The sequence below is a fragment of the Neochlamydia sp. TUME1 genome (assembly GCF_000813645.1).
In the GTDB taxonomy this organism is placed as follows: domain Bacteria; phylum Chlamydiota; class Chlamydiia; order Chlamydiales; family Parachlamydiaceae; genus Neochlamydia.
In genome coordinates this window covers 1-11,029 of the sequence record NZ_JRXI01000184.1, presented here as the reverse complement: position 1 = coordinate 11,029, position 11,029 = coordinate 1, and the positions used below count along the sequence as shown (strand labels likewise).

The 11,029-nt window shown below is 39.1% G+C and carries 10 protein-coding genes; 6 read left to right on the top strand and 4 right to left on the bottom strand.

Features of this window, described 5'->3' with window-relative positions:
- Positions 1–119 precede the first annotated feature (119 nt).
- The gene (locus tag DB41_RS08340; RefSeq protein WP_039386278.1) at positions 120–1,001 is read right to left on the bottom strand and encodes a DUF1670 domain-containing protein; all 882 of its coding nucleotides are present in this window, start codon (positions 999–1,001) and stop codon (positions 120–122) included.
- A 172-nt stretch (positions 1,002–1,173) separates the two neighbouring features.
- Positions 1,174–2,499, bottom strand: a complete 1,326-nt coding sequence (locus DB41_RS10895) for a leucine-rich repeat domain-containing protein (RefSeq protein ID WP_162180940.1) — start codon at positions 2,497–2,499, stop codon at positions 1,174–1,176.
- A 1,080-nt stretch (positions 2,500–3,579) separates the two neighbouring features.
- Between DB41_RS10895 and folK the strand changes: the two genes are divergently transcribed.
- The 5 genes from folK to lptB all read left to right on the top strand — a co-directional run bounded on the left by folK (position 3,580) and on the right by lptB (position 8,061).
- On the top strand, positions 3,580–4,167 hold the full coding sequence (gene folK, locus DB41_RS08330) for a 2-amino-4-hydroxy-6-hydroxymethyldihydropteridine diphosphokinase (protein WP_238578480.1): 588 nt from the start codon (positions 3,580–3,582) through the stop codon (positions 4,165–4,167).
- Positions 4,116–4,937, top strand: coding sequence for a 3-deoxy-8-phosphooctulonate synthase (kdsA, locus tag DB41_RS08325; RefSeq protein ID WP_039386276.1), 822 nt, complete (start codon positions 4,116–4,118; stop codon positions 4,935–4,937). The genes folK and kdsA overlap by 52 nt, the downstream gene beginning before the upstream one ends.
- A 65-nt stretch (positions 4,938–5,002) precedes the next feature.
- Positions 5,003–5,788: a hypothetical protein gene (locus DB41_RS08320; protein ID WP_039386275.1), complete on the top strand. Its 786-nt coding sequence runs from the start codon at positions 5,003–5,005 to the stop codon at positions 5,786–5,788.
- Positions 5,785–7,317 (top strand): hypothetical protein, encoded by a 1,533-nt coding sequence (locus DB41_RS08315; protein ID WP_039386274.1) that lies wholly within the window; start codon positions 5,785–5,787, stop codon positions 7,315–7,317. Before DB41_RS08320 ends, DB41_RS08315 begins: the two co-directional genes overlap by 4 nt.
- Positions 7,318–7,320: 3 nt before the next feature.
- Entirely contained in the window at positions 7,321–8,061 is a 741-nt protein-coding gene (lptB, locus tag DB41_RS08310; protein ID WP_039386271.1) for an LPS export ABC transporter ATP-binding protein, read from the top strand.
- 129 nt (positions 8,062–8,190) lie between these two features.
- Here the strand turns inward: lptB and ndk (DB41_RS08305) are convergent, their stop codons facing one another.
- On the bottom strand, positions 8,191–8,637 hold the full coding sequence (gene ndk, locus DB41_RS08305; RefSeq protein ID WP_039386279.1) for a nucleoside-diphosphate kinase: 447 nt from the start codon (positions 8,635–8,637) through the stop codon (positions 8,191–8,193).
- A 73-nt stretch (positions 8,638–8,710) separates the two neighbouring features.
- A complete protein-coding gene (gene ndk, locus DB41_RS08300) occupies positions 8,711–9,145 on the bottom strand; it encodes a nucleoside-diphosphate kinase (RefSeq protein ID WP_039386270.1) in 435 nt (144 codons plus the stop codon).
- A 97-nt stretch (positions 9,146–9,242) separates the two neighbouring features.
- On the opposite strand from ndk (DB41_RS08300), the gene DB41_RS08295 reads away from it, so the two are divergent.
- Positions 9,243–10,487, top strand: coding sequence for an aminopeptidase (locus tag DB41_RS08295; RefSeq protein WP_039386267.1), 1,245 nt, complete (start codon positions 9,243–9,245; stop codon positions 10,485–10,487).
- Positions 10,488–11,029 lie beyond the last annotated feature (542 nt).

The window sequence follows — 11,029 nt, the reverse complement described above, 5'->3', positions numbered from 1 at the left end:
CCTTGTCCTTGTTCCTCCTAGCTGCGGGCACTCATGAGAAAAAAATGCCTCCAAAGCACCTTCAAAGCATTTAAATGCTTGAGGGCAAAATGTAGCATGGTTTGCATCGATGTTTTTCTTCATGGCAGCCTCCGCTCGTTCCTGATAGAGTCGTTCGACGGCATCATTCTTTTTTTTTCATCTTGCGCATGATAATATTGGGCACCAACTATATAAACTTCCTCCAATCTTTGTTCAAAAAAGGCTTTATCTTTAAACTCTTCATATAGCAGAGAAAAGGTTTTGGTAGCATAGATGGAAATTCCTACCGTTAAGGCTATTTCAAACTCATTGAAATGTTTGCTTTTAAGAAAGGCTACTCTTTTAAACTTCTGTAGATAGTTTTCCACAGCTTCTATGCTATGCTTAATATGCTGGGCAATAGCCACAGGCTCTTTGCCCTCCAGCCAAAGCCGTATGGCAATAGCTCTGTGGCTGACACCAGGGCCTATATCTTTTTGTTGACCTCGGGTGGGTAATAAGATGCCTATTGTTCTAAGCTCTTTAATATCTCTTCGAATGGTTCTTATATCGCACATTAACAATTCTGCTAGGTCCTCTTGCGTTAAGTATCCTCCTTGCTCTTTAGCTTCTTCAGCTATGCGCACAAGTCTTCTCCTTCTTAGCTCAACACTTTTATCTTTATTATTATCTTGGGAAAAATTCCCTTTGTCTCGTTGGTCAAACAGCGTCAAAACTACAGGTAGCATCTTGCACTCTTTTAAAGATTTGCCAGCCCCTTCTTCAGCTGCTACACAATGATATTTAATCTGCCCTGGTTTTAAATGGTTTTGGTTAAGTTCGGAAAAGTACACTTCCTCAATCAGACCCACTAAAATTTGAGCTTCCCAAGGACTAATTCCCGTTCCTTGAACAGCCAAATTTTTCATCTGCTGATGGATGTTTTTGATTTGAAGTCGTCTTTCTTGATCTTCTCTAGAATTTATAGTAACATTTTTCATGGCGTTCCTTTTATGGATGTTTTTGTTTTTTCTTTAATTAAACATTATAAAGGTGAACGCCAGTTTTTTTAATAGATTTTCTGTTTTAAAAAAAATTCTATAAAAAAGACAGATGACCTAATCGAAAATGATAAAAACAAGTCCCTTCACAGGTACAGCCTAACACGCTGCTTTAATTTTTCTGAAGGATTTGGCGGAGAGTTTGCTCCAACGCAAGATATAAATATTCAGGTAGCTGCGCTATCTCGGCAGGAAGAGAGGTAAGTGGGTTATTGCCTATGAGAAGCACTTTCAGCTGTGAAAGCTGCCCTATCTCTGCAGGAAGAGTGGTGAGCTGGTTGTCGTCTAATTGAAGGCCTTCCAGTTGCGAAAGTCGCCCTATCTCCGCAGGAAGCGTGGTGAGCTGGTTGCTGCTTATGGCTAGGTGGTAGAGTGAAGAAAGTTGCCATATTTCTGGAGGAAGAAAGGCAAGCTGGTTCTCGCTTAAATAAAGCATTTCCAGCTTGGAGAGTTGCCCTATCTCTGCAGGAAGGGTGGTAAGTTGGTTGTAGTCTAAGTGGAGAGTGCACAGTTGAGACAAGCCTCCTATCTCTGCAGGGAGAGCAGCTAGCCGGTTTTGTTGCAAGCCAAGATATTGCAATTGAGACAGCCGCCCTATTTCTATCGGCAGAGAGGTGAGCTGATTGTTGTCTAAGTAAAAATTTTCCAGCTGAGACAGCTGCCCGATTTCTGCGGGAAGGCTGGTAAGCTGGTTACCGCTTAGGAAAATGTCTTTCAGTTGAGGCAGCTGCCCTATCTCGGCGGGAAGAGCAGTTAGCTGGTTGTGTTGCAAGCCAAGACATTGTAAATGAGACAACTGCCCTATCTCGGCAGGAAGGGTGGTGAGCTGGTTGCTGCCTAGGGAAAGTCTACCAAGCTGAGAAAACTGTCTTATCTCCGGAGGTAAAAGGGTCAGGCCACTTCCTTCTAAATTTGCTTCTGTGATCCCTTTACCATGGTTCTCAATCCAATCTTTAAAAAGTTTTCCTTTATTTGCTAAAGGCAGATACTTGATTTTCTCTTGCTCTAAGTACTCCTTTCCACCAGGAAGGCTTCTCCATATTAATAGGCGATTAATATTTATAAGATAGGAAGAATAATTAGCCAGGGTAAAATATCTTTTTTCCTCAGTTACCCATTTAAATTCTAACTCCATAGGAGAAAGTGAGCTAGCTAGAGCAAAGGTTTGCTTAAAAATTTCCTTGACTTTTTCTGTTTCAGAAAGCCCACCTTCTAGCTTGTAAATCTTATCCACAATAAGGGACTGCTTGCTAATATCTCCTTGTGGAACATGAATGCTGCCTATTTGCCTATAAAGAGAAGGCATGACTTCGTTAGCCAGCAGATGATGCCATCTTCTACAAACGCTAAAAAGGGCAGGCGAGGTACAATGCTTTAAAATGGGGACTAATATTTCATTAGGCAATTGCTCAAGGGTGATAGAAGAGCTAGCGTTCACAGTATGGCCTTTATACATGTTTTTATTGGTTTTTTAATAGCGTGCTTGTACATGTAATAAACAAAATACAATCTATTCTCTTATAATACCATGGTTTTTTATAATGTTCTTCCCTCTCCCAATATTGTGATGAAAATTATTTGGTAAGCTGTTGCCTAACAATCCTCTCAAATAATCAAGTGCATAAATGGCATTTCATCGAGTATCAGTCATCGCTTGTTACGGATCGATAGTTCTTAGTATGTGAGCAGCTAAGCGTTTGATTAAAGCCATGTTTTTTAAGCCCCAAAGCCTCTATCACTTAATGAGCATCTTCTTTAAAACTATCCTGATGTAGACTATTTTCTATGAAATCCCCTGGGCTCGCATTCAGTTTGTAGATTCTTTAGCCCCCTGCATTTTTATAATAGCAGGTAACATCCCCTACTTTAGCTGCTATCATCCCTTCAAAACGCCTTTAATCATTGGCAGTAAATGCTCTTTTTCCTAATGGGTAAAAGCTACTCACTGCATTGACTTACACACCTAGTGAATTTCTATGCGACTATGATCTTTCTCATGAATTTACTCTCGAGTAATTTCCTCTCCTCTCTCTTAATTAACTGCTTTTGCTTATCTAAAAAAGTTATACACTTCGGTTTTAAGATGACTCTGATTACCTTTAATTTCTATCCTATGGCCAGTCTTTCTATTCAAAATCTCATCCATAGCCTCCCTAGTGGCTATAATGAGCATCCATTAATACAATCGCTGCATTTACACATTCATGTCCTCTAGCCAGGCAGGCAATGCTTATGTTTCGCTAGCTTTTTTAAGCCATTTTCTCTTGAGCCATAGATAAGCCTCTTTTTAATGGAGTAGATGCCAAAAAAAATTATCAAGGCACCCTGTTTTGCCCTGAAAAAGATTAACACGACGTTTTGCTTTTAATATTTAACCATTATAGTCTGTGGCTCTATTTAGGATCTGTGCCAGCACCCGATTTACTCCACCTAGTAGAAGAGTATTTATGCTGGATAAATTTAAGGGAGATCCTTATGATAAGAATACGATAAATGTTCTAAAGCCATTAAGGTTGAAATGCATCTGCCAGAAGTTTATGTGGGCTTAGGGGGTAATATGGGAGATAGCTGTGCGATTTTATCCCATGCTATAGAAAAAATGGCTGCTCTTTCTAGCATTTACGCTTTAGAGGTTTCTCGCTTTTATTGTACGACACCTGTAAGCTCTATCTCTCAAAGATTCTATATCAATGCTGTTTGTCGCTTCAAAACAACTCTTTTACCTCAAGAACTGTTAAGACAGTTGCAATCTATTGAGATAAGCTTAGGCAAGCAAGCAAAGCCTAAAGAAGCTCCCCGAAGAGTGGACTTAGATATTTTATTTTATGGAAGGGAAATAGTGAATGAACCTGATCTGCAAATTCCTCATCCTTACTGGCATGAAAGACTTTTTGTTATAGCCCCTTTAGCTGACCTGGTCACTCACTTATTTGTTCCTCAACCCGGCCAGGCTAAACCCTTAGAGCCCTTTAATGTAAGGAAATATCTTCAAGAATTTCCCAATATTCATCAAGAAACTGTCACCCCACTTTCAGAAATTTCAAGGAAAAACTTATGCAGACTGTACCCTTTAGGAAATTCTCCATCGGTAAAGGACAACCCTTAGCTATTTTGTCAGGTCCATGCGTCATTGAAAGCGAAGAGCATTGCTTAGCAACGGCAGAAGCGCTTAAAAATTTATTTTCTAAGCACAATATTAATCTTATCTATAAGTCCAGCTATGATAAAGCCAACCGCTCTTCCTACCAATCTTTCCGCGGACCTGGATTGGAAGAAGGTTTACGCATTTTAGAAAAAGTGAAAAAAGAACTCGATTTGCCCATTGTGACCGATGTGCATTCTCCCCAAGAAGCGCAGGCAGCAGGTCAGGTTTGTGATCTAATTCAGATTCCTGCTTTTTTGTGTAGACAAACCGATCTTATTAATGCAGCTGCCCAAACAGGAATTCCTGTTACTGTAAAAAAAGGACAGTTTATGGCTCCTTGGGATATGCTTAATGTGGTAGAAAAATTCCGTGCTGCTGGCAATGAGAATATTATCTTAACTGAGCGGGGAGCGACATTTGGCTATAACAATCTAGTCTGTGATATGCGAGCGATCCCTATCATGCAGGGATTTGGTGTGCCTGTGTGTTTTGACGCTACGCATGCTGTACAATTGCCTGGAGGGCTAGGAAATAGCTCAGGGGGACAAAGGGAGTTTATTCCTATCTTAGCCAAAGCCGCTATCAGTGCGGGGGCTAATTGCTTGTTTATGGAATCTCATCCTCATCCAGCGGAAGCAAAAAGCGATGCTTCTTCTGTTTTAGATTTCAAAGATTTACCTGCTTTGTTAACTATACTAGAGAAATTATATGATTTGATCCAGGGCCACTAACTCTTATTTCTTAAGCATGCTAAAAAAAGCTTTTAAAGCTTATATCAATTAAAAAAACTCAGGTCATGGTCAAAAAACATTCTTTTTCTCCTTTTGCATTCTCCCCTAAATGTCAGCGTGTCTCTTTGCTTTCTCCTCAGTTTGCGCTGATAATTTTGCTTATGATAGCCTTATTAAGCGGAATAGTTTGGCAAATAGGGCATGTGAATGAAAAAGATGAGCTAGAATATCGTAAGCTGCTTGCCGCATCTCAATCCTCTAAGTCTGCCATGCAGCTAAATTCTTATACAGCACGCCAAGAAAGAGAAGGTGTTCAAAAGGATATCTATTTTTACAAAAGAGGCGAACGTTTGCACATGCGTTTAATAGCGGATGCGGCTCAGCTGCTTTTAAAGCAGCAAGATTCTCATCCTCAGGTAGTAGAACATCTGCAAAATGTTAAATGCTTGATGCAAGAAGAACTTTATTACCTTCTTCCTGATGGGCGGGAAGCTGTTTTACAACCTGATGGGCAATTACGTCTACGTTCCGCTCATACCGCCTCTCTTTCCTCTTCCTGGTCTCCAGAAAGTAGGTTGGAGTGGCGCCCTATGCAACTTTTACGCTTTATAGAGGCAGAGACAGCCGAGTATCATTATAAAAAAGATCTTTTAGTGGCTAATAAAGTAAAAATGAAACGGTATGCGATAGCCGGTCATCAACTAAAAGAAGTAGTCGAACAGGAAAAAATTTTAATGCAAGGGACAGCAGACAAAGTCGAGTTTTCTTTGAAGGGCGAGGAAGAAGCTTTTCATTTAAAGGCCTATCATTTTAAAGCTAAACTTTTTGGTCCAGAAGGTAGGATTTTATGAGAAAATACCTCTTCTTATCTTGTGTCCTTTTCAATTGTCTGTTTGCTGAAGAATCAACACCTTTGAGTGTAGAAGCAGAAAATATGCATTACAAGGGAGAATTAGTTCATCTAAGCGGCAAAGTGTTCCTTGAGCATGAATTAGGAAAGGTGAAGGCTCAAGAGATAATTATTTTTCCAGCAAAAGAGACTAAGAAAAGGAGCCTTTCTCACCTTAAAATGGTCCAAGGCGCTGAAATTGCCTTGCAAGATGGTGGACAGCTGAGCTGCTCGGAAGCAGAAATAGACGCTCAAAACTTGGTGGGAAAATTTTTGAATGGCCCTAACCATGAATATGTTGTCTATAAAGAAAACATTAAAGAGAAAGCTTCCCTTCTTACTAAACCTCTAGAAATTAAAAGCCATCAACTGACCATCTATCTGCAACGGCAGGAGCAAGAAGGGAAATCTTCTCTTTTTATAAGTGAAATCTCCGCCTCTCCTAACGTTACTATCAATTACAATCATGAAATTTTCGCGCAAGCTGATCATGGAACCTATAAAAGAACAAAGCCACCCTTTGTTCTAGATAAGCAAAACACTTTGCAAACTAAGAGGGTGGGGATCTTATCTTTGCAAGCCAATACATCCTCGGGAATGTGTCGCCTAAGTAATCCTAAAGGAGATTTTATCAATGCTCAGAAAATTGACTGGGATGTTTTTAGGCGGCAATTAGAGTTTGATAAACCTAGCGGCTCTCTTTATACAGGCACAGCTTATGAGCCTGCCCATAAAATAAATTTTTCCTGCGCGGCCATGAGCTGGGATGAGCAACAAGATATTCTTACTTTATATCAGCAAATTGAAATTGATTATTTAGGTTTAGGCAAATTGACAACCCCTGAAAAGGTTTATATATCCAGACACTCAATCGATGCAAGCAAGCAAGTAAGCTTGATTGAATGTAGAGGTCCTTCGGTTTTACAATACCAAGACAAGACTAAAAACCTAGATTATACTCTTTCTACTTATCATAAGCTTATAGTGGATCGAAAGTTAAGACAGGCTCATCTGGAAAGTCCACGTGATGCTAATGGCCAAGTTATGAAGGGCCAGCAGGTGCATCTTACAGGCTCTATGGGTGAGATGTATGCTGATGAAGTCTTTATTTATTATGATGAAATTGCTCAGCAGCTAAAGCCAGTGAAATTATTTCTTAAGGGTAGCGTCTGGTTGCTTAAGCGCAAGGCTAATGACAAAGAGAAGCAAGAGCAATTTTCCCATCTAGCAATCTCTGATCGCTTAGAATATAATATAGAGACCCAAGAAATGTTGTTTTTATCAGATTATGGAAAGCGTGTGCTTTTTCTTGATGGGTCTAATCATTTGCAGATCAGTGCTCCTTCTGTAAAAGTATTAAAAGATCCTCATACGAAAAAAGATAGGGTGCAAGGAATAGGCGATGTGCGTTTTAATTTTATAGAGAAGGAATGCAAGATGTTGCAAGAACGGTTCCCAACTTTTGAAGCAAAAATAGGTATAGGTAGCTAGATCATGCATAATAACGAGCATAACATATGTTTGGAGGTTCAGGATCTTCAGAAAAGCTATAATGGACGTAAGGTCGTTAATGGCCTATCTTTCTATGTTAAAAAAGGAGAAATCGTGGGACTTGTAGGTCCTAATGGAGCAGGTAAGACCACGGCTTTTTATATGACGGTAGGGCTTATTCGCCCTGATGCAGGCACGGTATCCTTCAATCAATATGATGTCACTCGTTCTGCTATGCATATGCGCGCACGTATGGGAATGGGCTATTTAGCTCAGGAGCCTTCTGTTTTTCGTTACCTAACTGTTGAAGAAAACATTATGTGTATTTTAGAGTGCTTGCCCTTAATTAAAGCAGAGCGTAAATTACGCTTAGAAAAGTTGTTACAAGAACTTCATCTTGAGCCTTTAGCCAAGAAAAAAGCTATAGCCCTCTCAGGAGGGGAAAGACGTCGCTTAGAAATCACTAGAGCCCTTGTGACCGATCCTACCCTTTTAATGCTCGATGAGCCTTTTGCGAATATTGATCCTCTATCGGTTCACGAGGTCAAGCAGATGATTTCACATTTGGCGCAGAAAAATATCAGCATTTTAATTACAGACCATAATGCACGAGAGATTTTTTCTATTGTCGATCGTAGTTATCTAGTGAGCGAGGGAAAAGTCATCCTATCCGGAACAGTCGATACTTTAGTTAATGATCAGCAGGCTCGTCGTACCTACCTTGGAGAGGATTTTAAATTATAAAAGATCGATAGAACTGCTAGGCATTAAATCTTAAAAAAAGGGCAGCAGAGAAAAAGGATAAAACCCAAGGTTTGACCCCTCTATCTCCACTTTTAATTTTTTGCCCTTTTTGTAAAAGTCTACTAATGCTTACTTAATAGGATTGACAATCTCTTCGGGTTTAAAAAAGAAAGCAATCTCTAGTTTAGCATTTTCTACTGAATCTGAGCCATGTACAGTATTTTCTGTGACGGATCTAGAAAAATCTGCACGAATAGTAGAAGCAGCAGCTTTTGAAGGATCGGTGGCACCCATTAATTGACGATTTTTAGCTATAGCATCTTCGCCTTCTAGTACCATCACCATGACAGGCCCTGAGCTCATCATGTTGATAAGATCTTTGTAAAAGGGGCGATCTTTATGGACTGCATAAAATTGACCCGCTTGCTCGGCAGTCAAATGGAGCATTTTTGCAGCTGAAATTTGTAAGCCATTTTTCTCAAAACGTGCAATAATTTCACCTACATGCCTGTTCGCGATGCCATCAGGCTTTATCATAGATAAAGTCTGTTGAGGAGAAGGATCACCAGCAGCCATTAGCGAAAAAGGAGTTAAACAAGCAAATAGGAAAACTAGGGTAGTCCTTAACATAGTAAATATCCTTATAGTTTTAACGGGTATGAGGGCAGATTTCAGTGCTTTTAAAGAAATAGCTAATTTCGGTTTGAGCATTTTCAGCAGAATCTGAACCATGTACGCAATTTTCATCGATAGAGTGTGCAAAATCTGCACGAATAGTGCCTGGAGAGGCTTTTTTAGGGTCAGTAGCTCCCATAATTTCTCGGTTTTTAAGGACGGCTTGGTTACCTTCTAATACCGTAATAAGTACAGGACCTGAAATCATGAAGCTGACAAGGTCTTTAAAAAAAGGACGTTCTTTATGAATAGCATAAAAACCCTCGGCTTCCTGCTGGCTTAAATGTTTCATTTTAGCAGCCACAATCTTTAACCCATTTTTTTCAAAGCGAGCAATGATTTCACCTATCTGATTTTTACCTACAGCATCTGGTTTAATGATGGAGAGTGTGCGTTCTTGTGGTGTCATTCTTCTTTATTTCCTCCTTTAAAGGTTATTAAATAAAAGGTAGTATAGCAAACTTGAAAAAAATACACACTATTAAACCATTTTGAGGCTCAAAAAAATGATGGATTTTAAACAAAAACTCTATACTTATGCACAGTTACTGATAGAACATGGCTTAAATGTACAAAAAGGACAGATTGTTAACATTACAGCAGAAATTTGTCATCGTGAGCTTACCCATCTGCTTTGCCAAATAGCTTATCGCCGAGGAGCCAAGCATGTGAATGTAGATTTTATTGAGCCTCGTTTAATACGAACTCGCCTCTTAGATTCGATAGAAGACGATGATTTAGCGTATGTGCCTCACTATCTTAGTCAAAAATATGAAGAATTTGTAAAAGAAGGAGCTGCTGTCTTACGATTGATTGGTAGTGAGCTTCCCGATAACCTTACAGATTTAAATCCTCAAAAAATTAACACTCTTTCCAATAGTAATTTTAAAGCTCTTAAAAAATATTATACTGAGGGTGTAAGTAAATCGAAAGTTCAGTGGACAGTTGCAGCAGCAGCTACCCCGCAGTGGGGAAAAAAAGTTTTTCCTGAACTTGAGGAGGCAAAAGCTTGTGAAGCACTGTGGGAGCAGATTTTCAAAATTTGCCGGGCTGATCAACCTAACTGCCTTGAATTATGGAAAAAACATAATAGTGTCTTGCAAGCACGTGCCAAGCACCTGACTAAAATGAAAATTCGCGAATTGCATTTTACAGGCCCGGATACCGATTTAAAGGTTTTTTTAAGCCCTCAAGCTCTTTTTGTGGGAGGAGGAAGCCAAGGACCTGGAGGGGAATTTGAGCCTAATATTCCCACAGAAGAGTGCTTCACTACTCCTGATTATCGTTTAACCGCCGGTAAAGTAAAAGTTACGCGTCCTGTGCTTGTGAATGGTAAAATAGTTAAAGATTTGCATTTGGAATTTAAAGAAGGAAAACTTGTTCATTTTGAGGCTAGTGAAGGGGAAGAAAATTTTGCAAGATATATTGATAACGATGCAGGTTCGCGCTTTTTAGGCGAGGTGGCTTTAGTAGGGACAGACTCTCCGATATTCCAAACTGGTAAGATATTTGAAGAGATTTTGTATGATGAAAATGCCGCTTGCCATATTGCTGTGGGTTTTGCCTATAGTATGTGTATAGATGGAGGCCCTTTAATGTCCCCTGAGCAGCTTGCAAATATAGGATGCAATGTAAGTACCGTACATGTTGACATGATGATCTCCGATGAGCATGTAGATGTGGAGGCAACTACTTATGAAGGTAAAAAAGTTAAGTTGATTTGTAAAGGACAATGGATGCAAGGGTTGTAATGGGTAGCCGCAAGTCTAAATTAAGAGAAGGGGGGAGCAAAAATTTATGCTTGGCATATGATATAAAAAATTTTAAAATTTTCCATTAAGTTATCTTTTATAAGATATAACTATGCAAGAAAAATAATAGAAAGAAATAGGCTAGTAAAACTTTAAATAGAAATTTTACTCTCATTTTTTTAGCGGCTCTAGCCTTCCTACCTTACAAAGCTTTTTTACATGGATACAGGGTAAATGTAGGTTGCTTATTCTTTATGGATTAAGAGAAAGAAGTTTATCCTGAATGTTTTTTTCTAGCAGAGCATTGCAGCTTGTGGATTTCATTTCTTTTGCTAAATTTTTGCCTTTTCGCAAGGGGGGCCTTTTTCCCAAAAGCGTTTATTTATAATGTTAACAGCAACTTTGTCTTTAAAGCTTTGTAAAAATTTTCTATATAAAAGGTTTACTAGGTGACTTATAATAAATTTCTGCTAAAGCATTAGAATAACATAGTTCGATTTCTTCATTGCTTAAATGAAAAATAATTAATTTTCTCACTAAAA

Coding starts and splice junctions, on each gene's coding strand:
- ndk (WP_039386279.1), bottom strand. CDS start 8,637: ATGGCTGCTGGTGATCCTTCTCCTCAACAGACTTTATCTATGATAAAG.
- DB41_RS08320 (WP_039386275.1), top strand. CDS start 5,003: ATGGTCAAAAAACATTCTTTTTCTCCTTTTGCATTCTCCCCTAAATGT.
- lptB (WP_039386271.1), top strand. CDS start 7,321: ATGCATAATAACGAGCATAACATATGTTTGGAGGTTCAGGATCTTCAG.
- DB41_RS08315 (WP_039386274.1), top strand. CDS start 5,785: ATGAGAAAATACCTCTTCTTATCTTGTGTCCTTTTCAATTGTCTGTTT.
- folK (WP_238578480.1), top strand. CDS start 3,580: ATGCATCTGCCAGAAGTTTATGTGGGCTTAGGGGGTAATATGGGAGAT.
- DB41_RS08295 (WP_039386267.1), top strand. CDS start 9,243: ATGATGGATTTTAAACAAAAACTCTATACTTATGCACAGTTACTGATA.
- DB41_RS08340 (WP_039386278.1), bottom strand. CDS start 1,001: ATGAAAAATGTTACTATAAATTCTAGAGAAGATCAAGAAAGACGACTT.
- ndk (WP_039386270.1), bottom strand. CDS start 9,145: ATGACACCACAAGAACGCACACTCTCCATCATTAAACCAGATGCTGTA.
- kdsA (WP_039386276.1), top strand. CDS start 4,116: ATGCAGACTGTACCCTTTAGGAAATTCTCCATCGGTAAAGGACAACCC.